The 22,154-nt window shown below is 72.7% G+C and carries 20 protein-coding genes and 1 pseudogene; 12 read left to right on the top strand and 9 right to left on the bottom strand.

Annotation, left to right across the window (positions count from 1 at the left end):
- Positions 1 to 45: 45 nt before the first annotated feature.
- Positions 46 to 390 (top strand): annotated as a pseudogene (locus ACFWEG_RS03450) (ATP-binding protein); the annotation flags it as partial.
- 83 nt (positions 391 to 473) lie between these two features.
- Here ACFWEG_RS03450 and ACFWEG_RS03445 read toward each other — a convergent pair.
- Positions 474 to 1,367 (bottom strand): LysR family transcriptional regulator, encoded by an 894-nt coding sequence (locus ACFWEG_RS03445; RefSeq protein WP_387208679.1) that lies wholly within the window; start codon positions 1,365 to 1,367, stop codon positions 474 to 476.
- Positions 1,368 to 1,603: 236 nt separating this feature from the next.
- Here ACFWEG_RS03445 and ACFWEG_RS03440 point away from each other — a divergent pair, with 236 nt between their 5' ends.
- A complete protein-coding gene (locus ACFWEG_RS03440) occupies positions 1,604 to 2,986 on the top strand; it encodes an MFS transporter (protein ID WP_387208781.1) in 1,383 nt (460 codons plus the stop codon).
- Positions 2,987 to 3,061: 75 nt separating this feature from the next.
- Here ACFWEG_RS03440 and ACFWEG_RS03435 read toward each other — a convergent pair whose 3' ends face one another.
- Positions 3,062 to 3,886, bottom strand: a complete 825-nt coding sequence (locus tag ACFWEG_RS03435; RefSeq protein ID WP_387208677.1) for a serine hydrolase domain-containing protein — start codon at positions 3,884 to 3,886, stop codon at positions 3,062 to 3,064.
- Positions 3,887 to 3,999: 113 nt separating this feature from the next.
- Between ACFWEG_RS03435 and ACFWEG_RS03430 the strand changes: the two genes are divergently transcribed.
- Together ACFWEG_RS03430 and ACFWEG_RS03425 are read left to right on the top strand one after the other, a co-directional pair.
- A complete protein-coding gene (locus tag ACFWEG_RS03430; RefSeq protein ID WP_387208675.1) occupies positions 4,000 to 4,494 on the top strand; it encodes a MerR family transcriptional regulator in 495 nt (164 codons plus the stop codon).
- Positions 4,491 to 5,516, top strand: coding sequence for an aldo/keto reductase (locus tag ACFWEG_RS03425; protein ID WP_387208673.1), 1,026 nt, complete (start codon positions 4,491 to 4,493; stop codon positions 5,514 to 5,516). Before ACFWEG_RS03430 ends, ACFWEG_RS03425 begins: the two co-directional genes overlap by 4 nt.
- Before the next feature lie 73 nt (positions 5,517 to 5,589).
- Here ACFWEG_RS03425 and ACFWEG_RS03420 read toward each other — a convergent pair whose 3' ends face one another.
- The 6 genes from ACFWEG_RS03420 to ACFWEG_RS03395 form a co-directional block, all read right to left on the bottom strand.
- The gene (locus ACFWEG_RS03420) at positions 5,590 to 6,786 is read right to left on the bottom strand and encodes an acyltransferase (protein WP_387208671.1); all 1,197 of its coding nucleotides are present in this window, start codon (positions 6,784 to 6,786) and stop codon (positions 5,590 to 5,592) included.
- Entirely contained in the window at positions 6,783 to 7,802 is a 1,020-nt protein-coding gene (locus tag ACFWEG_RS03415) for an alpha/beta hydrolase (protein ID WP_387208669.1), read from the bottom strand. The genes ACFWEG_RS03420 and ACFWEG_RS03415 overlap by 4 nt, the downstream gene beginning before the upstream one ends.
- 434 nt (positions 7,803 to 8,236) lie before the next feature.
- Complete coding sequence (locus ACFWEG_RS03410; RefSeq protein ID WP_387208667.1) at positions 8,237 to 8,902, bottom strand: response regulator; 666 nt, start codon at positions 8,900 to 8,902, stop codon at positions 8,237 to 8,239.
- A complete protein-coding gene (locus ACFWEG_RS03405; RefSeq protein WP_387208665.1) occupies positions 8,899 to 10,170 on the bottom strand; it encodes a sensor histidine kinase in 1,272 nt (423 codons plus the stop codon). Before ACFWEG_RS03405 ends, ACFWEG_RS03410 begins: the two co-directional genes overlap by 4 nt.
- Positions 10,171 to 10,272: 102 nt before the next feature.
- Positions 10,273 to 11,145 (bottom strand): DUF4429 domain-containing protein, encoded by an 873-nt coding sequence (locus tag ACFWEG_RS03400; RefSeq protein WP_387208779.1) that lies wholly within the window; start codon positions 11,143 to 11,145, stop codon positions 10,273 to 10,275.
- Between the two features lie 88 nt (positions 11,146 to 11,233).
- Complete coding sequence (locus ACFWEG_RS03395) at positions 11,234 to 12,448, bottom strand: alpha/beta hydrolase (protein WP_387208663.1); 1,215 nt, start codon at positions 12,446 to 12,448, stop codon at positions 11,234 to 11,236.
- A 164-nt stretch (positions 12,449 to 12,612) separates the two neighbouring features.
- On the opposite strand from ACFWEG_RS03395, the gene ACFWEG_RS03390 reads away from it, so the two are divergent.
- The 3 genes from ACFWEG_RS03390 (at position 12,613) to ACFWEG_RS03380 (ending at position 15,076) form a co-directional block, all read left to right on the top strand.
- Entirely contained in the window at positions 12,613 to 14,211 is a 1,599-nt protein-coding gene (locus ACFWEG_RS03390; RefSeq protein ID WP_387208661.1) for an MFS transporter, read from the top strand.
- A 135-nt stretch (positions 14,212 to 14,346) separates the two neighbouring features.
- The gene (locus ACFWEG_RS03385) at positions 14,347 to 14,736 is read left to right on the top strand and encodes a peptidase inhibitor family I36 protein (protein WP_387208659.1); all 390 of its coding nucleotides are present in this window, start codon (positions 14,347 to 14,349) and stop codon (positions 14,734 to 14,736) included.
- An 82-nt stretch (positions 14,737 to 14,818) separates the two neighbouring features.
- Positions 14,819 to 15,076, top strand: a complete 258-nt coding sequence (locus ACFWEG_RS03380) for a small hydrophobic protein (RefSeq protein WP_387208657.1) — start codon at positions 14,819 to 14,821, stop codon at positions 15,074 to 15,076.
- Positions 15,077 to 15,186: 110 nt separating this feature from the next.
- Here ACFWEG_RS03380 and aceE read toward each other — a convergent pair whose 3' ends face one another.
- Positions 15,187 to 17,928 carry a pyruvate dehydrogenase (acetyl-transferring), homodimeric type gene (gene aceE / locus ACFWEG_RS03375; RefSeq protein WP_387208655.1) on the bottom strand — a complete coding sequence of 914 codons (2,742 nt, stop codon included), beginning with the start codon at positions 17,926 to 17,928 and terminating at the stop codon, positions 15,187 to 15,189.
- A gap of 529 nt (positions 17,929 to 18,457) precedes the next feature.
- Here aceE and ACFWEG_RS03370 point away from each other — a divergent pair.
- From ACFWEG_RS03370 to ACFWEG_RS03350, 5 genes are all read left to right on the top strand, one after another.
- Positions 18,458 to 18,895 (top strand): DUF3052 domain-containing protein, encoded by a 438-nt coding sequence (locus ACFWEG_RS03370; RefSeq protein WP_387208653.1) that lies wholly within the window; start codon positions 18,458 to 18,460, stop codon positions 18,893 to 18,895.
- A 130-nt stretch (positions 18,896 to 19,025) separates the two neighbouring features.
- Positions 19,026 to 19,484 (top strand): peroxiredoxin, encoded by a 459-nt coding sequence (locus ACFWEG_RS03365; RefSeq protein ID WP_387208651.1) that lies wholly within the window; start codon positions 19,026 to 19,028, stop codon positions 19,482 to 19,484.
- 125 nt (positions 19,485 to 19,609) lie between these two features.
- The gene (locus tag ACFWEG_RS03360) at positions 19,610 to 20,185 is read left to right on the top strand and encodes a TerD family protein (protein WP_387208649.1); all 576 of its coding nucleotides are present in this window, start codon (positions 19,610 to 19,612) and stop codon (positions 20,183 to 20,185) included.
- A gap of 113 nt (positions 20,186 to 20,298) precedes the next feature.
- A complete protein-coding gene (locus ACFWEG_RS03355) occupies positions 20,299 to 20,877 on the top strand; it encodes a TerD family protein (protein ID WP_387208647.1) in 579 nt (192 codons plus the stop codon).
- Between the two features lie 74 nt (positions 20,878 to 20,951).
- Positions 20,952 to 22,100 carry a DUF475 domain-containing protein gene (locus ACFWEG_RS03350; RefSeq protein WP_387208645.1) on the top strand — a complete coding sequence of 383 codons (1,149 nt, stop codon included), beginning with the start codon at positions 20,952 to 20,954 and terminating at the stop codon, positions 22,098 to 22,100.
- Positions 22,101 to 22,154 lie beyond the last annotated feature (54 nt).

Below are 22,154 nucleotides of genomic sequence, written 5' to 3'. Positions count from 1 at the left end.
TTCGGGTCGTGGCCCAGCGTAGTCACGGGATCGCACCCTGGTGGCATGAATCACACAACCGCCCCCGCGGCGGCGGACGTTGCACCGTCCACCACCTACCGCACCCACTTCGCGGTGAGCAAGCACTCCGCGCGCCACCTCCGCCGCATCCTGCGGACGTACCTGCTGGCCTGGGACCTGCCCGACCTCGTCGACCCCGCCGAACTCGCCCTGACGGAGCTGGTCGCGAACGTCGTCCGCCACGTCCCCGACCGCCGCTGCACGACCCTCGTCGAGCGGCTGCCGGGAGGCGACGCCGTCCGCGTCGAGGTGGCGGACGGCGACCCGCGCGTCCCCCGGCCCGCCTGCAGAGGCCCCCTCGCGGAGGACGGACGCGGCCTCCTGCTGCTCGCCGCCGTGACCGACGCCTGGGGCGTCACACCCCGCCCCGGCGGCAAGGCGGTGTGGTTCGAGTGCCGGCGGCCGGGCGTCCCTCAGGCGGTCACCGACGCGACCTCGCCCGCGATCCGGACGAACTCCGCGACCCGGGCCGTCGCGCCCGTGCGCCGCCAGGCGAGGCCGTACTCGATGGGCGGGGCGTCGGACAGCGGGACGTAGGCGATCCCGGGGCGGACGTGGTACTCCGCGCCGAGCGCCGCCCCGACGACCGCGCCGCGGCCCGCGGCGACGAGGGCGAGGGCCTCCTGCCACGCGGCGAAGGCGCGCTCGCGGCGGACGGGGCGGCCGCTCGGGGTCGCGGTGGGGACGTGGAGGTCGAGGTGGTGGTCGGGCAGGTCGCCTTCGGGGGCGAGGAGGGTCACGTCGGCGAGGTCCTCCAGGGAGAGGGAGGCGCGGCGGGCGAGGGGGTGCCGGGCGGGCAGGACGAGGGCGCGCGGCTGGGTGATGAGCGCCGGGCCGGTGGTGAAGTCCGTTTCGCTGACGGGGAGTTCGGTGAGTTGGAGGTCGTAGGTGCCGTCGCGGAGGGAGCCGTAGGGGGACGCGGAGGGGGCCTCGCAGAAGTCGACCTGGATGCCGGGGTGCCGGCGGCGGAAGGTCTCGCTGACCCGGATGAGCAGGTCCCCGGACCACGGCGTGGTGAAGCCGACGCTGAGCCGCCCGTCGAAGCCGCGCCCCGCGTCGACCGCGCGGTCGAGCGCGGCGTCGATGCCGGCCCGCAGCGGGGCGAGGTCGTCGCGCAGCCGCTTGCCGATGGGGGTGAGCGCGACCCGCCGGCTCGTGCGCTCGAACAGCGCCGCCCCGACCCGGCGTTCGAGCTTCTGCAGGGTCTGGGTGGCGTGTGCGCGGGACACGTGCAGCAGCTCGGCCGTGCGGCCGAAGTGCAGCTCCTCCGCGAGCGTGAGGAAGGTGTCCATCTCCTGGCGTTCCATCGTCCCCCTCGTCGTTCAGCCCGGGTGAACGACCGTTGCGCGTCCCGTCGTTGTTCGGGGTGGTCGTCCGCTCGAAGGTGGAAGCAACCGCAGTCGCGCGTTCCTTCCCCAACCGAGGAGACCCCGTGTCCACAGCCGTGCCCGCAGCGCAGAACACGCCCCGGACGAGCCCCCGCGAATGGGGCGTGCTGTTCGTCCTGTGCGGCGCGATCTTCCTGGAGGGGATCGACGTCGCCATGCTCAACGTCGCCCTGCCGGCCATCAGAGCCGACATGGGCCTGGACACGGGCCAGTTGCAGTCGGTCATGAGCGCCTACGTCCTCGGCTACGGCGGCTTCATGCTGCTCGGCGGCCGCGCGGCCGACCTCTTCGGCCGGCGGCGCATGTTCGTCCTCTGGCTCACCGTGTTCCTGCTCTTCTCCGGCCTCGGCGGCCTCGCGACCGAGGGGTGGATGCTTGTTACCGCCCGGTTCGTGACCGGGGTCGCGGCCGCGTTCATGACCCCGGCCGGGCTGTCGGTCATCACGACGGGCTTCGCGGAGGGGGAGCAGCGCAACAAGGCGCTCCTCGTGTACTCGGGGACCGCGGCCGGCGGCTTCTCCGTCGGCCTGGTGGTCGGCGGGCTGCTCGCGGCGGTCGACTGGCGGTGGGTGTTCTTCGCGCCGGTGATCATGTCGCTGGTCATCCTGGTCGCCGCCCTGGTGCTGCTGCCGCGGGGCGAGCGCCCCGAACGCTCCCCGCACGGGCTGGACTTCGGCGGCGCGGTCGCCGTCACCGGCGGCATCGTGCTCCTCGTCCTCGCGGTCGAGCGCGCCGCGCACGGCGGTCTCGGGTGGACGGCGGCGGCGTTCGCCGCGAGCCTGGCGCTCTTCGCCGCGTTCACGGCGATCGAGCGCCGTGCGGCGGCCCCGCTCGTCCGGCTCGGCATCCTGCGCGACCCCGGGCTGGTCCGGGCGAACGTGATCGGGCTGCTCTTCGCGGCGGGGTTCTTCGGCTTCCAGTTCGTCGCCGTGCTCTACCTCCAGGAGCTGCGCGGCTGGTCGACGATCGAGACGAGCCTCGCACTGCTGGTCGCCGGCGTCGACGCGGTGCTGTCGCCGACCCTCACCCCCCGCCTCGTGCGGCGGTACGGCAACGCGAAGGTCGTCCTCGGCGGCCTGGTCGCGGCGGCGCTCTCGTACGCGCTCTTCCTGCCGCTGGGCACCGACCTGCCGTACGCGCTGATGTTCCCGACCATGCTCCTGCTCGGGATCGCCTTCGCGCTGGCCTACGGCCCGCTGACCATCACCGCGACCGACGGCGTCGCCGAGGCCGAGCAGGGGCTGGCGGGCGGGCTGCTCTACACGTCCTTCCAGTTCGGCGCCGCGCTCGGCCTGTCCGCGGTGACGGCGGTCAACACGGCCTTCACCTCCGGGGGTTCCCCGCAGGAGATGATCGACGGCTACCGGGCCGCGCTGCTCGTCCCGTTGGGCGCGGCGCTCGTCGCGGCGGCGGTGGCGGGCGTCGGCCTGCGGCGCGGGGCGACCGGAGGCAAGGGCGAGGCGACGCCGGTCCCGGCGACCACCCCCGTCGGCCCGCCCGCCCCGCAGCGCGACCACCTGCACGAGGTCTCACGCTGACCCGTACCGCGCGCCCACCCGTGCGCCACAACAGGGGCCGCCGACAAGGGAGTCGGCGGCCTCTCGGCGCGTACGTCAGCTCTGTGCGGACGCCTCTGCCAGTACCGCGTCGGTGAAGGGGGGCCAGACCTCCGTCGCCCAGGGGCCGAACTGGCGGTCGGCGAGGGCCACGCAGGCCAGGCCCGCGTCGGGGTCCACCCACAGGAAGGTGCCCGCCTGGCCGAAGTGGCCGAACGTGCGCGGGGAGGACGAAGTCCCCGTCCAGTGCGGCGACTTGCCGTCGCGGATCTCGAATCCGAGCCCCCAGTCGTTGGGGGACTGGTGGCCGTACCCCGGCAGGACGCCCTTGGTGCCGGGGTACTGGACGGTCAGCGTGGCCTCGGCGACCGTGCGCGGGTCGAGCAGGCGCGGGGCCTGCAGCTCCGCGGCGAACCGGACGAGGTCGGCGAGGGTGGAGACGCCGGCCGCCGCGGGGGAGCCGTCGAGGGTGGTCGCGGTCATGCCGAGCGGCTCCAGGACGGCCTGGTGCAGGTACTCGGCGAAGGGGATCTCGGTGGCCTTCGTCAGGTGGTCGCCGAGGACCTCGAAACCGGCGTTGGAGTACAGCCGGCGCTCGCCCGGCCGCCCCGTGACCCGGTGCTCGTCGAAGGCGAGACCGGAGGTGTGCGCGAGCAGGTGGCGGATCGTGGAGCCCTCGGGGCCCGCGGGCTCGTCGAGGTCGACCGCCCCCTCCTCGTACGCGACCAGCGCGGCGTACGCGGTGAGCGGCTTGGTGACCGAGGCGAGCGCGAAGCGGTGCTCCGCGGGCCCGTGCGAGCCGAGCACGGTCCCGTCGGCCCGTACGACGGCGGCCGCCGCGGTCGACACCGGCCAGGACTCGATCATCGCCAGACTGTTCATGTGTACGAGCCTACCGGCGGGGGTCGTACGCCCGGACCCGCCGGAGCGTCCCGCGGAACGGACCCCGGATTGCGCTTGCCTGGAGTGCACTCCAGGGTTCTAGCGTGGACGACATGACCGTGACGGAGACCGCACCCGTACGCCGCAGCCACACCCCCGGCATCCGCGCCATCGACCACGACGCCGCCGAGCCGCTGGCCGACCGGTGCGCGACGGCCGCCCCGAGCCACCCCCGGCCCGACGGCCAGGACCGGTACACCATCAGCGAGGTCGTCGCCTGGACCGGGCTCTCGGCGCACACCCTGCGCTGGTACGAGCGGATCGGGCTGATGTCCGACGTCGACCGGTCGCACACCGGCCAGCGCCGCTTCAGCAACCGCGACCTGGACTGGCTCGGCTTCGTCGGCAAGCTGCGGCTGACCGGCATGCCGGTCGCCGACATGGTCCGGTACGCGGAGCTGGTGCGGGCCGGGGAGCACACCTTCCCCGAGCGCCAGGAGTTGCTGGAGCGCACCCGGCGGGATGTGCTCACGAGGATGGCGGAGCTGCAGGACACGCTCGCCGTGCTCGACTACAAGATCGACATGTATGCGGAGGCAGCACGATGACCACCGACGGCACCACGAGGATCGACACCGTACGCCTGGGCACCGACGGGCCGCTCGTCGGCGTCCAGGGCTTCGGCGCGATGGGCATCAGCGAGTTCTACGGCGATACCGACGAGTCGGCCGCCCGGGACACCCTGGAGGCCGCAGTCGAGGCCGGCGTCACCCTGATCGACACGGCGGACATGTACGGCCGCGGGGCCAACGAGGAGTTCCTCGCCCCCTTCGTCGCCGCTCACCGCGACGAGATCACCCTCGCCACCAAGTTCGCCATCGACCGCAGCGGCGACCCGGACGCCCGCGCGATCCGCAACGACCCCGCCTACATCCGCCAGGCCGTCGAGGGCAGCCTGCGCCGGCTCGGCGTCGAGACCATCGACCTCTACTACATGCACCGCCGCGACCCGGCCGTCCCGTTCGCCGAGTCCGTCGGCGCGATGGCGGAGCTGGTGCAGGCCGGCAAGGTCCGCCACCTGGGGCTGAGCGAGGTCACCGGGGACGAGCTGCGCGAGGCGCACGCCGTGCACCCGATCACCGCGCTGCAGTCGGAGTGGTCCGTCTTCAGCCGGGACGTCGAGCAGAGCGCTGTCGGCGCGGCGGCGGAGCTGGGCGTCGGCTTCGTGCCGTACTCCCCGCTCGGACGCGGCTTCCTGACCGGCAGCTTCGCCGACGCGACGAAGGACCTCGCCGCGAACGACTTCCGGCGGAACCAGCCCCGCTTCACCGGCGACAACGCGGCGGCGAACGCGGCGCTCCTGGAGCCCCTGCACAAGATCGCCGCCGCGCACGGCGTGACCACCGCGCAGATCGCGCTCGCCTGGGTGCAGCAGCGCGCCCAGGTCCACGGCCTCGCGGTCGTGCCCATCCCGGGCACCCGCAAGCGCACCCGCCTGCTGGAGAACGCGGCCGCCACCCGGATCACCCTGAGCGCCGAGGAGCTGGCCGCGCTGGAGCCGATCGCCGCGCAGGTCGCGGGCTCCCGCTACCCGGACATGAGCTCCACCTCGGCGGCGCGCGAGCGATGAGGCACGGGACGAGCCCGGCGCCGCGGGGGCGTGTCCCCCCCTCCCCCCCCGGGACGCCGGGCTCCGGTGTGCCTCACGCCGGGCCCAGCGCGAAGACCGCGAACGCCGCAGCCAGCAGCGCCGCCACCGCGCGGCGGGTCCGGCCGGCCCGGGTCCAGGGCTGCTCGAAGCGGCGCGCCGAGCGGCTGATCAGCACGAGCAGCGCGGCGAGGACCGGCAGCCAGGCGATCCTGGCGAGCACCCAGCCGAGCGTGTCGGGGGCGGTGGTCAGGCCCGGGACCTCGCCCACGAGCGAGGCCGGGATCGCGGCGGCGAGCATCGCCGTCTGGTGCCAGCACAGCACCGTCATCGCGCACAGGTTGACGACGACCACCGGCGCCCACAGCAGCGGGCGGCGCAGCAGCGCGCCGATCCGCTCCCGCAGCAGGACCGCCGCGCCGGACTGCGCGGCGGCGAGCGCCAGGACGAGCAGCGACGGCGGGTGCGAGTTGGTGCGGACCTCGCCCGGGACGCCGACCATCGACGCCGGGTAGTGGAACACCAGCAGCAGCACCGCGAACAGCGCCGCGCCGCCGAGCAGCAGGACGTACGCGGCGCGCCGCGGGACCCGCCTCTCGCCCCAGGCGACGCCCAGCTGGTAGGCGAACAGCCAGCCCGGCAGCAGGTTGAGCAGGCTCACCCACCCCGGCGCGGCCCCCGCGTACGGCCCGTAGCGCAGGAGGTCGACGGCGGCGACCGACGCGAGCAGCGGGGCCGCCGACCACACCCCCCACCGGCGGGCGGCGCGCACGCACACCGGGGTGAGCGCCGTGACGACCGCGTACACGCCGACGAACCACAGCGGCTGCACCACCAGCGTGGCCGCGGTCCGCAGCGTCGTCACCGGCACGCCGGCCGCCGTGAGGACGGCGACCACCAGCGCCCACACGGCGGTGACACCCAGCACCGGGCGGCCGAGCCGGGCGAGCCGCGCCCGCATCCACGCGGCCGTGGAGCCGGTGCGGCGGCGGTGGGAGAGCACCGAGGCGTGCCCGCCGACCAGGAAGAAGATCCCGAGCATCTGCAGCACCCAGCTCACCGGGGCGAGGAACCCGAACGCGGACAGCGGGCTGGCGTTGCGCAGCGCCCCGTCGCCGGCCGTGAAGCCGCCGAGCATCCAGTGCCCGAGCGGGACGGCGAGGAGGGCCAGGGCGCGCAGGCCGTCGAGCGCGCGGTCGCGGTGGGCGGGGGTGCGGGCGTCGATGCGGCGGGCCAGGGCGGTGACGTTCATCGGACGGCCCCCGGGACCTCGTCGTGCCGGGCGACGGCCGCGAAGGCGGCGAGCGTCGTCGTGCCGGGGTCCATGTAGCCGCCGTGGCCCCGGACGTCCGCGGCGGGCAGCCGGCGCGCGCCGAAGGCGGGGTCCGCGGGGTCCGTGCCGTGTCCCAGGCCGGCGAACTCGACGTGCGGGACCCGGCCGATCCAGTCGTCCGGCGCCCGCGCCGCCCAGACCCGGGCGCGGGTCCCGAGGCCGGCGACGGAGTCGGCGCGCATCCCCGGGGAGCCGAACGCGACCACGTCCGTCGCGTCCATCCCCTCGTCGTCCGCGGCCAGCCCGCACACCACCGAGCCGTAGCTGTGGCAGAACAGTGCGGGGGCGCCTGCGCCGGTCGCGTCCAGGCCCTCGACCAGGCGGGTCAGCCGCTCCGCGCCCGCCTCCGCCAGGCGGCCCGTCGCGGCGTCCACCCCGACGCCGACGGGGGTCGTGTACCCGGCCCAGGCGACGACGGCGGTCGTCCCGTGCGTCGCCGCGCGCAGATTCCTCGCCGCGCGCTGCGTGCGCGCGAAGTGGCCGGCGTCGACGTCCGAGCCCGGCACGATCACCGCGGTGTGCGGGTCGTTCCGCAAGTCGCCGAAGACCTCGACCAGTTGGCCCCGGCCTCTGGGGTCGTAGGCCAGGACGCGGCGGTCGGTGTCCGGGGGGAGGCCGAGGGTGCGGGCGTTCGCCGCGTACCTGAGGGGCAGGGGGGCGCCGTCCAGGTTCCCCACCACGGTGGGGTGCGTCCGCGTGAGCCGGTCCGCCTCCCCGGCCGCGAGGCCCCGGAAGAACGCGGCGACCTCCCGCGGTGTCGCCCGCGCCGGGTCCGGCAGCGGCCCGCCGAACGAGCCGTCCGCCCGCCATTGCGCCGTCCCCGGCGGGGGGCCCGTCACCGCGGCCTGCGCGTCCGCGTACGCCCATCCTCCCGTCGTCGTCGCGACGGTCGCGGCGAGCACGGCGGCGATCATCGTTCGCTTGAAGCGGCGCACGGGTCCTCTTTCCTCCGGGGGCGGTGTGCCTGGCGGAGGGAAAGTTAGGAACACGGTGGGTTCGCGCGCGTCACACCGGGGTGCGGAACCGCACCCCCTACTGGGGTAGGGGGCGTCCGGGGGGTTTCCCCCACCCCGGCCGGGGTGCGCGGCTTCGCCGCGGGAGGCCTCCTGCGGCAGGTACGAACAACGCTGCGCTGGGGGCACAGTGGGCTGTGCCCACCCGTGCCGCCCTGCGGCACGATTGCCCACAGCGGGGGTGGCAGCCCACATTCACGCCGAGCCGCACAAACCTCAGCCCGGCCGGCGTTTGAGGCCGCGCGGGCGGAGCCCGTGCACCCGCCGGCAGGCGGAACGGCGGCCGCCGAGGGCCACGCAGCGGAGCTGCACATCGATAGCGCGGGAAGGGGTTCGGGGCGGAGCCCCGGGGTTCGTTACGTGCCGGGGGTGACGAGGCCGGACTCGTAGGCGAAGACGACGGCTTGGGCGCGGTCGCGGAGGGCGAGCTTGGCGAGGACCTTGCCGAGGTGGGTCTTGACGGTCTGCTCCGCGAGGAAGAGTGCCGCGGCGATCTCCTGGTTGGAGAGCCCGCGCGCGACGAGTTCGAGGACCTCGGTCTCGCGCGGGGTGAGCCCGGCGAGACGGAGCGCCGGCTCACCGCGCCGGACGGCCGGCCGCTGCCGGGCGAACTCGGCGATGAGCCGCCGGGTGACCGACGGCGCGAGCAGCGCCTCCCCGCCCGCCACCACCCGCACCGCCGCGATCAGGTCCGACGGCGGCGCGTCCTTCAGCAGGAACCCCGACGCCCCCGCCCGCAACGCCTCGTACACGTAGTCGTCGACGTCGAACGTGGTCAGCATGAGCACCTTCGGCGGCCGCTCGACGGCGAGGACCTCCCGCGCCGCCGCCAACCCGTCCAGCTCCGGCATCCGCACGTCCATGAGCACCACGTCCGGGAGCACCGCACGCGCGACCGCGACCCCCTGCCGCCCGTCGGCCGCCTCGCCGACCACGTCGATGTCCGCCTGCGCCGACAGCAGCGCGGCGAACCCCGCCCGCACCATGGCCTGGTCGTCGACGATGATCACGCGGATGGTCACGGGCGTTCCTCCGGGGGCGCGGGCAGCCGGGCCGCGACGCGGAACCCGCCGTCGGGCAGCGGCCCCACGTCCAGCGAGCCGCCGGTCAACCGTACGCGCTCCCGCATGCCGACCAGGCCGTGCCCGGTCCCGTCGGTCTCCAGCGGCGAAGCCGCCCCGGCCGCCGGCCCGTTGACGACCAGCACCGTCACCCGGTCCCCGTCGCGCGTGACGGACACCCGGGTCGCGGCCCCCGGCGCGTGCCGCACCACGTTGGCCAGCGCCTCCTGCACGATCCGGTACCCCGACAGGTCCACCGCCTGCGGCAGCCGGCCGAGGTCGGCCGCCAGCGCCAGCGAGACCGGCACCCCGGCCCGCACGGTCGCCTCGACCAGGTGCGGCACCCGGTCGAGACCGGGCTGCGGCGCGAGCTCGCCCTCCTGCTCCTCGCTGCGCAGCACCGCGAGCAGCCGCCGCATCTCCCCGAGCGACTCCCGCGCCCCGGCCGCGATCGACGCGAACTCCCCGCGCACCTCCTCACCGAGCCCCGGCAGCCGGTACGGCGCGGAGTCCGCCTGCACGGTGATGACCGACATGTGGTGGGCGACGACGTCGTGCAGCTCCCGCGCGATGCGGGTCCGCTCCTCAAGCAGGGTGCGCCGGGTCCGCTCGGCCTCGCTGATGGTCTCCTGCTCCAGCAGCCTGCGCCGGGCCGCCCCGCCCGACTGGATCAGCCCGGCGACGACGAGCACCACCGCGCTCAGCACGACGAGCAGCAGGTTCACGCCGTCGCTGGAGGTCTGCGACAGCAGCTCGAAGCCCACCCCGGCCGCCCCGGTCGCCAGCAGCACCGCCAGCAGGGTGCGCCCCGGCTCGCGCAGCCCCAGCCAGAACAGCACGAAGAGGTAGCCGACGACGACCATCGGCGTCCACGGCCAGCTCCGCCCCGCCAGGTCGTCCGCGCCGGTCAGGAGCGCGATCCCGCCGGCCACGTCGGCGGCGAACACCACCCACCAGACCTGCAGCGGCCGCAGCGGGGCGAGCAGCAGCGGCGCGGCCTGGGCGGTCGCGAGCGCGCCGGCCACCGCCCCGCTCAGCCGGTAGTCCTGGACGAGCACGGTGACGGTGACCGGCAGCAGCGTCGCCGCGACGCCGAGCGCGACGACGTAGGGCAGCGCCCGCTGCCAGCGCTCGGGCGCCCCGGACAGCGGCGGGCGGCCCGCCGGGGCGGGAGTGGTGAGCGCGGTGCCGAGCCCGCGCAGCGAGGTGACGACGTCGGTACGGTTCATGGCCCGCCCAGCGTAGGCAGCGCACCCGGGTCGGGGCGTCGTACCGGGGGGCCGTCCGGACCCCCTACCCGGGTACCGGTCCCGGGCCTGCCGGAGCTTCCCTCACAGCTCCGCGAGCAGCTCCGCCTTCTTCACCGAGTACTCGTCGTCGGTGACCAGCCCTGCCTGGTGCAGCTCGCCCAGGTGCCGGATGCGGTCCGCGATGTCGGCCGGGTCGCGCCGGTCGACGGCCACCGCCCCGGCGGGGACGACGGCCGGCGCCGGGCCGCAGGAACGTATCGCCGCCAGCACGGACGCGGCGAACGGCAGCGACTCGTGGACCGGCCCGTAGCCGAGGCCGAAGACGACCGCGGCGGGGTCCTGGTCGGCCTGCGCGGGCTGGTCGCCGTCGCGGCGCACCAGCCGCAGATGGCCGTCGAAGGCGTCGGGCGAGCGCCACTCGACGCCGCTGAGGTCCGAGACGTGGAAGGTCTGGTCGCCGGCCTTCCACTTCGCGGTGGAGGCACCGGTCCAGAACCAGCGGAACGAGGCGCTCCTGCCGTCGAAGACCGCCTTGCCGTCGTAGGCCTTGAACCGCTGCGGGGCGTCCGGCGCCTCGACCAGGAACCGGTCGGCCGGATCGGCGGCGTCAGCCGGGAGGGCGGCGCGCAGCTCGTCGCGGTAGTACTCCGCGAGCGTCTCGCGCTCGGCGGGCAGCACGAGCCGGTAGGGGTCGCAGGCCTCCTTGAGCTGCCCGGCGGCCGCGTCCATCAGCGGGTCGGCACCGGCACGCGGCGTGGCGTGCAGGACCACCGTCCCGCGCTTGCCGGGAGCGAGCGTCACCGCGGCCAACGCCTCGTAGGGGACCCGTCGTTCGCCGAGCGCCTGGAACAGCCTCGGCGTGCGGATACCCCGTTCGAAGCGGATGAGCACGGAGTCGGTCCCGAACTCCCAGGCGGCATGAAATCCGGCCAGTACGTCACCCATGCGGCTCATCGTATGCGGCATGCGGCCCTCCGTCCCCCCTCGGTGTGCTGACGTGTTTCCCGTGCCCTGCCCGCCCTTCGGCAGACATCTACGCGCGTCAGGTCCCCGATCCGCCGGAAATCCCGTCGTGGCAGGCGTCCGCCCCGCCTGCGCACGTGACACCGGCGTACGCCCCCGTGCCGATCTCCGCGAAGTTGGCGAGGCTCTCCGTGCCCGGCGTGAAGTACCCGGTGTGGCCGACGGCCCGGTCGGCGGAGACGACCCGGGCGCCGAAACCGGCCGCGACCGGGTCCGCGCCGTGGCCGAGACCGCCCAGCTCCAGGTGCGGGACGTCGGCGATCCAGTCGTCGGCGTCGCGCGCCGCCCAGACCCGGGCCCCCGTGCGCAGCTCCGCCGCGTTCGACACCCGCATCCCCGGGCTGCCGGCCACGACGACGTCGGTGACCCGGTCGGGCAGGTCGGGGGCCGCGACGCCGCAGACCACGGACCCGTAGCTGTGGCAGAAGAGCGTGGTGTCCGCGCCCTTCGGCAGCCCGTCGAGCAGCGCGTGCAGCCGGCCCGCGCCCGTCTCGGCCCGCTTGCCGAGCATCGCGTCCATGCCGACGCCGACCGGCGCGCTGTAGTCCGCCCAGGCGATGACGGCGCTGCCGACGCGCGGTGCGGCGGCGCGCTGCGCGTCGTACAGGGCGCTCGCCATGCCCTGCGGGGCGCTGTAGCGCCGGGCGGACCGCTCGTACGTCATCAGGTTGGTGTCCACGCCGGGCACGACCACCGAGACCCGCTTCGCCCGGTCCAGGTCGCCGAAGACCTCGGCGGCCCGGCCGGTCCCGGTCGGGTCGAAGGCGAGGATCTGCCGGCCGGGCCGCAGCATCGAGTCGAAGCGGTGCACGAGCCGGGCCGCGTCCTGCCGGCCCCGGACCGGGACGTCCGCGTCCCGCGACCGCCGCCGCTCGGCCGCCCGCGCGTTCTCCAGGGCGGCCCGGTTGGCCCGGTAGCGCAGCGCGACGGGTGCGCCGTTGAGGTTCCCCACGACCAGCGGGTGGCGCTCGGCGAGCCGCACCCGCTGCGCCTGGTCGAGCCGGGAGAAGAAGTGCGCGAGCCGACCCGACGAGGCGTCCGCGTCGGGGATCTGCCGGCCGCCGGGAAGCGTCGCGTCGTTCCACGCGGCGACGGCCGCCGGGACGGCGCCGAGGCCGTCCTTGTGCAGGCGGACGGCCGTCCAGCCGGTGGTGGACATCATGACGAACACCACCGCGAGCACGAGGATCGCGCGCCACACGGTGAACTGCGGGGAAAGGTCTGAGGAAGTCACTGCGCCCCACCCTAGGAGAAGCGGAGACCGTTTCGTGACCTGAGTGAGGTCTCTCACGTTTGGAACGCCGCGTTCTGGTCAGGGATGACCGACGGTCCGGCGGCCGGGACTCCTGGGGCCCCCGTGCTCACGGCCGGCTCGACGCGGTCACTAATCTACGGCCCATGACACAGACCGCCGTCGACAAGGCGCCCCAGGACCCGATACCGGACCCGCCCCAGGGCCTGCGGGGCCATCCGTGGGCGACGCTCTTCGCCGTCGCCATCGGTGTGATGATGGTCGCCCTCGACGGCACCATCGTCGCCATCGCCAACCCGGCCATCCAGCGCGACCTCGGCGCCTCGCTCGCCGACGTCCAGTGGATCACCAACGGCTACCTGCTCGCGCTGGCCGTCGCCCTCATCACCGCCGGCAAGCTCGGCGACCGCTTCGGACACCGGCAGACCTTCCTGATCGGCATCGCGGGCTTCGCGCTCGCCTCCGGACTCATCGGCCTGTCGAAGGAGATCGGCTTCGTCATCGCCTTCCGCGTGCTCCAAGGCCTGTTCGGCGCGCTGCTCATGCCGGCCGCGCTCGGCCTGCTGCGCGCCACCTTCCCCGCCGAGAAGCTGAACATGGCGATCGGCATCTGGGGCATGGTCATCGGCGCGTCCACCGCGGGCGGCCCCATCGTCGGCGGTCTGCTCGTCGAGCACGTCAGCTGGCAGTCGGTGTTCTTCATCAACGTGCCCGTCGGCGCCGTCGCGCTTGTCTTCGGCCTGCTCGTCCTGCGCGACCACCGCGCCGAGAACGCCCCGCGCACCTTCGACCTGCCAGGCATCGCGCTGCTCTCGGCGGCGATGTTCGCGATCGTGTGGGGGATCATCAAGGCCGGCGAGTGGGGCTGGGGCAGCGTCTCCACCTGGGCCTGGCTGGTCGGCGCGGTCGTCCTCTTCGCGCTCTTCGCGGTCTGGGAGACCCGGGTCGCCGAGCCGCTGATCCCGCTGGGCATGTTCCGCTCGGTCCCGTTGTCCGCCGGCGTCGTCCTCATGGTCCTGATGGCCATCGCCTTCATGGGCGGGCTGTTCTTCGTGACGTTCTTCCTCCAGGGCGTCCACGGCATGAGCCCCGTCGACAGCGGCCTGCACCTGCTGCCGCTCACCGGCATGATGATCGTCTCCTCGCCGCTCGCCGGCGTGCTGATCACCAAGTTCGGGCCGCGGGTGCCGCTGGTCGGCGGCATGGTCGCCACCGCCGTCGCCATGTTCGGCATGACCACCCTCACCGCCGACACCAGCACCCTCATGATGTCGCTCTGGTTCGGCCTGCTCGGCTTCGGCCTCGCCCCGGTCATGGTCGGCGCCACCGAGGTCATCGTCGGCAACGCGCCGATGGAGCTGTCCGGCGTGGCCGGCGGACTCCAGCAGGCCGCGATGCAGGTCGGCGGGGCGCTGGGCACCGCCGTCCTCGGCGCGGTCATGTCCACGAAGGTCAGCGCGGACTTCGCGGACAACTGGAAGGAGGCCGGCATCCCGGTCCCGGTCGACCCGAAGCTGGAGGAGGCGGCCGAGTTCGCCGCCGTCCCGACGAAGGAACTGGCCGAGGCGGGCACCCCCGCGCCGGTCATCGAGCAGATCGGCGGGGTCATCCACGACACCTTCCTCTCCGGCATGCACCTCGCCTTCACCGTCGCCGGCGTCGTCGCGGTGATCGCGGCCGGCGTCGCCACCCTCACCAAGCGCGGCGCGAACGCCGACGCGGCGGCGGGCGCGGCCCACATCTGACCCGGCCCTCATCGGTCAACAGGGCCCGGGGCGCGACCACCTATCAGGGTGGTCCCGCACCGGGCCCTCTTCCGTCCCCCCGCGCCACCCGGCCACGCTTCGTTCAACGATCTTGTACGGCACGGGGAGTACGACATGCTGCGCATCACCTTGCTCACCACCTCACTGCTCGCGGCGGGCCTCCTGGCCGCCGCGGCCCCCGCACCCGCCGCGTCGGCGGAGGTCGGAGCGGGTGCCACGACCCTCGGCCGCTGCGGCCCCGGCGAGCTGTGCCTCTGGCCGAAGGCCGACTTCCGCGGCCGCCCGCAGACCCACGAGCTCTCCGGCATCGACATCGAGAGCTGTCTCCCGCTGCCGCCCGGCACCAGTGCCCAGTCCCTCGCCAACCGCACCGGCCGCCCGGTGACGACCTATCAGTCCGCGGAGTGCGCCGAGACCGGGGAGTTCGAGACGTATCCGGGCGGAGGGGTGTGGATGCCGCAATCCCCCTATCGCATCCGGGCGTTCAAGGTCTGGGAAAACTAGGGGGGATGGGTGCGGGATTGCGGGGCAGCCGGTCGTCAAGCCCGGATCACGGTGATGCGGGTCACTGACTCAGGGAGAGATGATGGCCAGCAACACTCGTACGCACGGCGGCACGAAGACCGGTGTCCTGGGCTGGATCTCGCTGGTTTCGGGCATCCTCGGCTTCGTGATCCTCGGTATCGTCTTCGGCCCGGTCGCCATCATCACCGGGTGGCTCGACATGGGCAAGCGCGTGAACACCGGCAACATCCCCGCGCTGATCGGCTTCATCCTCGGTGTGATCGTCACCGTTCTCGCGGTCATCGCGCTGATCACGGGCACCGCTCTCAGCCTCATGTGACGCAACAGCGCTCGGCGCCCGTGTCACCGGGCCCGCAACGCCGTCGAGGGCGGTAGGGATGTGATCCCTACCGCCCTCGGGCATGTCAACTGCCTTTCTCGCGCGGGGAGTTACGCGTCCCCGCCCTCCGGCCCCGGGTCCGCCGCCGCCACGTCGAGCAGTTGGTAGCGGTCCACCGCCTGCTTCAGCACCGACCGGTCCACCTTCCCGTCCCGCGCCAGCTCGGTGAGCACGGCGAGGACGATCGACTGCGCGTCGATGTGGAAGTATCGCCGGGCCGCCCCGCGGGTGTCGGCGAACCCGAACCCGTCCGCGCCGAGCGAGGTGTAGGAGCCCGGCACCCAGCGCGAGATCTGGTCCGGCACCGACCGCATCCAGTCCGAGACGGCCACGAACGGCCCCTCGGCGCCCTGGAGTTTGCGGGTCACGTACGGCGTGCGCTGCTCCTCCTCCGGGTGGAGCAGGTTGTGCTCGTCGACCGCGACCGCCTCGCGCCGCAGCTCGTTCCAGGAGGTCGCGGACCAGATGTCGGCCTTCACGTTCCACTCGGCGGCGAGCAGCTTCTGCGCCTCGACCGCCCACGGCACGGCGACCCCCGAGGCGAGGATCTGCGCCGGGATCTCGCCCTCGGAGCCCTGGCTGTAGCGGTAGAGGCCCTTGAGGATGCCGTCGACGTCGACGTCCGCCGGCTCCGCCGGGTGCTGGATCGGCTCGTTGTAGACGGTGAGGTAGTAGAAGACGTCCTCGTTCTCCTCGGGCGTCCCGCCGTACATCCGGCGCAGGCCGTCCTGCACGATGTGCGCGATCTCGTACCCGAACGCCGGGTCGTAGGACACGCAGCCCGGGTTGGTCGAGGCGAGCAACTGCGAGTGCCCGTCCGCGTGTTGCAGGCCCTCGCCGGTGAGCGTGGTGCGGCCGGCGGTCGCGCCGAGGACGAAGCCGCGCGACAGCTGGTCGGCCATCTGCCAGAACTGGTCGCCGGTGCGCTGGAACCCGAACATCGAGTAGAAGACGTAGACGGGGATCAGCGGCTCGCCGTGCGTCGCGTACGCGGAGCCCGCGGCGATCAGCGAGGCGGTGCAACCGGCCTCGGAGATGCCGTCGTGCAGCATCTGCCCGGTCGGCGACTCCTTGTAGGCGAGCAGGAGTTCGCGGTCGACGGCCTCGTACTGCTGGCCGAGCGGGTTGTAGATCTTGGCGCTCGGGAAGAACGCGTCCATGCCGAACGTGCGGTACTCGTCCGGCGCGATCAGCACGAACCGCTTGCCGATCTCCTTGTCCCGCATCAGGTCCTTCAGCACCCGCACGAACGCCATGGTGGTGGCGATCGACTGCTGCCCCGAGCCCTTCTTGGCCGCCGCGTACGCCTTGTCGGCCGGCAGGGCGAGGGGCTTGGCGCGCACGACGCGGGTGGGGACGTACCCGCCCAGCGCGCTGCGCCGGTCGTGCATGTACTGGATCTCCTCCGAGTCCCGGCCCGGGTGGTAGTACGGCGGGGCGCCGGACTCCAGCTCCTTGTCGGTGATCGGGATGTGCAGCCGGTCCCGGAAGCGCTTGAGGTCGTCGACCGTCAGCTTCTTCATCTGGTGGGTGGCGTTGCGGCCCTCGAAGTTCGGGCCGAGCGTCCAGCCCTTGACCGTCTGGGCGAGGATGACCGTCGGCTGGCCCTTGTGCGCCTTGGCCGCCGCGTACGCCGCGTAGACCTTCCTGTGGTCGTGGCCGCCGCGTCCGAGGTGCAGGATCTGCTCGTCGGACATGTCCTTGACCATGTCGCGCAGCCGCTGGTCGCCGCCGAAGAAGTGCTCGCGGATGTACGCGCCGGTCTCGGTGGCGTACGTCTGGAACTGGCCGTCGGGGGTCGTGTTCAGCTTGTTGACCAGGACGCCCGTGCGGTCCTGGGCGAGCAGCGGGTCCCAGCTGCGGTCCCAGACCAGCTTGATGACGTTCCAGCCGGCGCCGCGGAACTGCGACTCCAGCTCCTGGATCACCTTGCCGTTGCCGCGCACCGGGCCGTCGAGGCGCTGGAGGTTGCAGTTGACGACGAAGGTCAGGTTGTCCAGGCCCTCGCGGGCGGCGATGGACAGCTGGCCGAGCGACTCCGGCTCGTCCATCTCGCCGTCGCCGAGGTAGGCCCACACGTGGGACCTGGAGGTGTCGGCGATGCCGCGCGCCTCCATGTAGCGGTTCATCCGCGCCTGGTAGATCGCGCCGATCGGGCCGAGGCCCATCGAGACGGTCGGGAACTCCCAGAAGTCCGGCATCAGCCGCGGGTGCGGGTAGGAGCTGAGCCCGTTCGGCGCCTTCGACTTCTCCTGGCGGAACGCGTCGAGCTGCGCCTCGGAGAGCCGGTCCAGGAGGAACGCGCGGGCGTAGACGCCGGGGGAGGCGTGCCCCTGGAAGAAGATCTGGTCGCCGCCGTCGCCCTCGTCCTTGCCGCGGAAGAAGTGGTTGAAGCCCACGTCGTACAGCGACGCCGAGGAGGCGAAGGTGGCGATGTGCCCGCCGACGCCGATGCCCGGGCGCTGGGCGCGGGAGACCATCACGGCCGCGTTCCAGCGGGTCGCGTTGAGGACCTTGCGCTCGATCTCCTCGTCACCGGGGAAGAACGGCTCGTCCTTGGTGGCGATGGTGTTGACGTAGTCCGTGCTGCGCATCTCGGGGACGGCGACCCGCTTCTCGCGGGCCCGCTCGATGAGCCGCAGCATGAGGTAGCGGGCGCGTTCGCGGCCCCGCTCGTCCACCGCCGCGTCCAGGGAGTCCAGCCACTCCTGGGTCTCCTCGGGATCGAAATCCGGGACCTGGCTGGGAAGGCCGCCAATGATGATCGGGTTGCGATCGGATCCGGAAACCACGCTGTTCCTTCGCTGTTCGGTGCTGCTCTGACAGGTGGGTTGCGCCGCAGTCCATCGTGGACCTCGGCGGAGGAATCGTCACCTCTACCGCTGGGTAACCGCGGGGTGGCCCCGGTGCCGGCCGGCCGGTCGGTGAGGTGTCGGCGCCGCGGCAGCAGACCGCGTCGCAACGATACGCCGCACCGCGCCCGCCCTCGCGAGCTCGTTCGACGCCGTCGGAACCGCCGTCCGTCGCTCAGGTGTGCGCCCGGGGTCACGGGACGGAGCACGGCGTGTCAAACTTGTACGAAAGGTGTGGCACAGGTCACCAGGCCCTTCCGATTCGTACCGAAAAGACCGGAGAGGGGGCCGGGATCGTCACCGTTTCGGCGGTCTCGACGGCCGGGTACTTGCGCGATCCGTCCCGCCCGTGTGGACTACGCCCAACGCTGCGCGCACGCGCGCGGCAGCGATTCCCCCCGGTGCCCCCCGGACCGCGTGACTTCGGACGGCGGGAGGCACCACCCCGAACATGATCAGGAGGCAAACCGTGAGCGCGACCGCGGACCACGCGGAGGAGCGGACCAACCCTGCCGCCAGGCTGGGATTCCAGCCCGGACAGGTGGTCCAGGAGATCGGCTACGACGAGGACGCCGAGCAGGAGCTCCGCGAGGCCATTGAGGAGATCATCGGTGGCGATCTCGTCGACGAGGACTACGACGACGAGGCCGATGCCGTCGTGCTGTGGTTCCGCGACGAGGACGGGGACCTGACGGACGCGCTGGTGGACGCCACCACGCTGGTCGACGACGGGGCCCTGGTCCTGCTCCTCACGCCCAAGACGGGCCGTGACGGGTACGTCGAGCCCAGCGACATCAACGAGGCGGCGCAGACCGCCGGTCTGTCCTCGACCAAGAGCATCAACGCGGGCAAGGACTGGACGGGCACCCGGCTCGTCACCCCCAAGGCCGCCAAGACCAAGCGCTGACCTTCGGCAGCGCGACACGAAGGCCCCCGTCCGGCTCCCCCCGCCGGACCGGGGCCTTCGTGCGTAGGGTGGGGTTCACCCGAACGGCCCACCGGGCCGCGAACAGCCCCACCGAAGGGAAGCGTCCCCCATGGCGATCGAGGTCGGCACCAAGGCCCCGGATTTCGAGCTCAAGGACCACCACGGGCAGACCGTGCGGCTCTCGGACTTCCGCGGCAGCAAGAACGTCGTGCTGCTCTTCTACCCCTTCGCGTTCACCGGCGTCTGCACCGGCGAGCTGTGCGCGCTCCGCGACGAGCTGCCGACGTTCGTCAACGACGACGTCCAGCTCCTCGCCGTCTCCAACGACTCCCCGTTCTCGCTCCGCGTCTTCGCCGAGCAGGAGGGCCTGGACTACCCGCTGCTCAGCGACTTCTGGCCGCACGGCGAGGCCAGCCGCGCCTACGAGGTCTTCGACGAGGGCAAGGGCTGCGCCCTGCGCGGCACCTTCGTCATCGACAAGGAGGGCGTCGTGCGCTGGACGATCGTCAACGGCCTGCCGGACGCGCGCGACCTGGGCGACTACGTCAAGGCGCTCCAGGCGCTCTGACCGGCCCGCGGCGGGTCCGACACCGGGTGATCGGCACTGCGAAGACCCTGCCGGGGAAGGGAACCCGTCACTAGGATCGCAACGTTGATCCGGTACGACACCATGCATCGAACATAGGAGGGCTCGTGGGAGTCAGTCTCAGCAAGGGCGGGAACGTCTCGCTGTCCAAGGCCGCGCCCAACCTGACCGCGGTCACCGTGGGTCTCGGCTGGGACGTGCGCACCACCACCGGCCAGGACTTCGACCTCGACGCCAGCGCCCTGCTGGCCAACGCGCAGGGCAAGGTCACCTCCGACGGCAACTTCGTCTTCTTCAACAACCTCAAGAGCCCCGACGGCTCGGTCGAGCACACCGGCGACAACCTCACCGGCGAGGGCGAGGGCGACGACGAGGCCATCAAGGTCAACCTGGCCGCCGTCCCCGCCGACGTCGACAAGATCGTCTTCCCGGTCTCCATCTACGAGGCCGAGAGCCGCCAGCAGTCCTTCGGCCAGGTGCGCAACGCGTTCATCCGCGTCGTCAACCAGGCCGACGGCAACGAGCTCGCCCGGTACGACCTCTCCGAGGACGCCTCCACCGAGACCGCGATGGTCTTCGGCGAGCTCTACCGCAACGGCGCGGAGTGGAAGTTCCGCGCCATCGGCCAGGGCTACGCCTCGGGCCTGCGCGGCATCGCCCAGGACTTCGGCGTCAACGTCTGAGCCGACGCGCTCAAGGACCACCGTCCGGCGCCGCGCCCGGGAGCGATCCCGGTGCGGCGCCGGACGCGCACCGACACGCTGTGCCCACACGAACCGCGGGGAGGACGAAGAACATGGGTGTCACGCTCGCCAAGGGAGGCAACGTCTCCCTCTCCAAGGCCGCACCGAACCTGACCCAGGTGCTGGTCGGCCTCGGCTGGGACGTCAGGACCACCACGGGGGCCGACTTCGACCTCGACGCCAGCGCACTGCTGCTCGGCGAGTCGGGCAAGGTCCTGGGAGACGAGTGGTTCGTCTTCTACAACAACCTCAAGAGCCCCGACGGCTCGGTCGAGCACACCGGCGACAACCTCACGGGCGAGGGCGAGGGCGACGACGAGTCCGTCATCATCAACCTCACCCAGGTCCCGGCGAACGTCACCCGGATCGTCTTCCCCGTCTCCATCCACGACGCGGAGAACCGCCGGCAGTCCTTCGGCCAGGTCGCCAACGCCTTCATCCGGGTCGTCAACCAGGCCGACGGCCAGGAACTCGCCCGGTACGACCTCTCCGAGGACGCCTCCACCGAGACCGCGATGATCTTCGGCGAGGTGTACCGCTACGGCGGGGAATGGAAGTTCCGGGCCGTCGGGCAGGGGTACGCGTCCGGTCTGCGGGGCATCGCCCTAGACTTCGGGGTCAACGTCTCGTAAAGGCGCCCGCACGCTGCGGGAGCTTGCCGTATCCGGCACGCGGGGGAGACCCGTAACCAACGATTGGGTGGCCAGTGCTCCTGAGAACTTTCGGCTGGTCGTTCGCCGTCACGGCGATCGGCCTCGCTTTCGCGGGGTGGATGTGGGGGTGGACGGCCTTCGGGGTCGTCCTGATCCTCTCCATCCTGGAGATCTCGCTGTCGTTCGACAACGCGGTGGTCAACGCCGGAATCCTGAAGAAGATGAACGCCTTCTGGCAGAAGATCTTCCTCACCATCGGCATCCTCATCGCCGTCTTCGGCATGCGGCTCATCTTCCCCGTGGTGATCGTCGCGCTCAGCGCCAAGCTGGGCCCGATCGAGGCCGTGCGGCTGGCCGCCAACCAGCCCGAGCGGTACGAGCAGATCGTCACCGACGCGCACCCCTCCATCGCCGCCTTCGGTGGCGCGTTCCTGCTGATGATCTTCCTGGACTTCATCCTCGAGGACCGCGAGCACAAATGGCTCGGCTTCATCGAGCGCCCGCTCGCGAAGCTCGGCAAGGTCGACCTGCTCTCGATCACCGTCGGCCTGATCGTCATCGTGCTGGTCTCCACCACCCTCGCCACCAACGCCGTGCTCCACGGCGGCGAGCACGCCGACAAGTCGGCGACCGTCCTCCTCTCCGGAGTCCTCGGCCTGATCACGTACCTCGTGGTGAACGGCCTCTCCAGCCACTTCGAGAACAAGATCGAGGAAGAGGAGGAGGCCGAGGAGAAGGCGGAGGCCGAAGCGAAGGCCCAGGGCAAGGAGGTCTCCGCGGTCGGCCTGGCCGGCAAGGCGGCGTTCTTCCTCTTCCTCTACCTGGAGGTGCTCGACGCGTCGTTCTCGTTCGACGGCGTGATCGGCGCCTTCGCCATCACCAACGACATCTTCCTGATGGCGCTCGGCCTCGGCATCGGCGCGATGTACGTCCGTTCGCTCACGGTCTACCTGGTCCGCCAGGGCACCCTGGACGACTACGTCTACCTGGAGCACGGCGCGCACTACGCGATCGGCGCGCTCGCGACGCTGCTGCTGATCTCCATCCAGATCCACCTCAACGAGATCGTCACCGGTCTGATCGGCGTCGTGCTCATCGCGGCCTCGTTCTGGTCCTCCGTCCGCCGCAACAAGCGGATCGAGGCCGAGACCGGCCACCGCCCGCACGTGGGCGACAAGGACGAGGCACCCTCGCAGGTGTGACCCCGTCCTCGGTGAGGAACGCTTGAGGGAGCGGGGCGGTCGGGACTCCCGACC

Source organism: Streptomyces sp. NPDC060194, assembly GCF_042728285.1.
GTDB lineage: Bacteria > Actinomycetota > Actinomycetes > Streptomycetales > Streptomycetaceae > Streptomyces.
Note: the sequence above shows the minus strand (reverse complement) of the source record. Positions and strands in the feature narration are given on the sequence as shown.

Excerpts from the sequence above, each read along its gene's own strand:
- ACFWEG_RS03445 (WP_387208679.1), bottom strand. The coding sequence starts at position 1,367 with ATGGAACGCCAGGAGATGGACACCTTCCTCACGCTCGCGGAGGAGCTG.
- ACFWEG_RS03440 (WP_387208781.1), top strand. The coding sequence starts at position 1,604 with ATGCTCAACGTCGCCCTGCCGGCCATCAGAGCCGACATGGGCCTGGAC.
- ACFWEG_RS03435 (WP_387208677.1), bottom strand. The coding sequence starts at position 3,886 with ATGAACAGTCTGGCGATGATCGAGTCCTGGCCGGTGTCGACCGCGGCG.
- ACFWEG_RS03430 (WP_387208675.1), top strand. The coding sequence starts at position 4,000 with ATGACCGTGACGGAGACCGCACCCGTACGCCGCAGCCACACCCCCGGC.
- ACFWEG_RS03425 (WP_387208673.1), top strand. The coding sequence starts at position 4,491 with ATGACCACCGACGGCACCACGAGGATCGACACCGTACGCCTGGGCACC.
- ACFWEG_RS03420 (WP_387208671.1), bottom strand. The coding sequence starts at position 6,786 with ATGAACGTCACCGCCCTGGCCCGCCGCATCGACGCCCGCACCCCCGCC.
- ACFWEG_RS03405 (WP_387208665.1), bottom strand. The coding sequence starts at position 10,170 with ATGAACCGTACCGACGTCGTCACCTCGCTGCGCGGGCTCGGCACCGCG.
- ACFWEG_RS03400 (WP_387208779.1), bottom strand. The coding sequence starts at position 11,145 with ATGAGCCGCATGGGTGACGTACTGGCCGGATTTCATGCCGCCTGGGAG.
- ACFWEG_RS03390 (WP_387208661.1), top strand. The coding sequence starts at position 12,613 with ATGACACAGACCGCCGTCGACAAGGCGCCCCAGGACCCGATACCGGAC.
- ACFWEG_RS03385 (WP_387208659.1), top strand. The coding sequence starts at position 14,347 with ATGCTGCGCATCACCTTGCTCACCACCTCACTGCTCGCGGCGGGCCTC.
- ACFWEG_RS03380 (WP_387208657.1), top strand. The coding sequence starts at position 14,819 with ATGGCCAGCAACACTCGTACGCACGGCGGCACGAAGACCGGTGTCCTG.
- ACFWEG_RS03365 (WP_387208651.1), top strand. The coding sequence starts at position 19,026 with ATGGCGATCGAGGTCGGCACCAAGGCCCCGGATTTCGAGCTCAAGGAC.
- ACFWEG_RS03355 (WP_387208647.1), top strand. The coding sequence starts at position 20,299 with ATGGGTGTCACGCTCGCCAAGGGAGGCAACGTCTCCCTCTCCAAGGCC.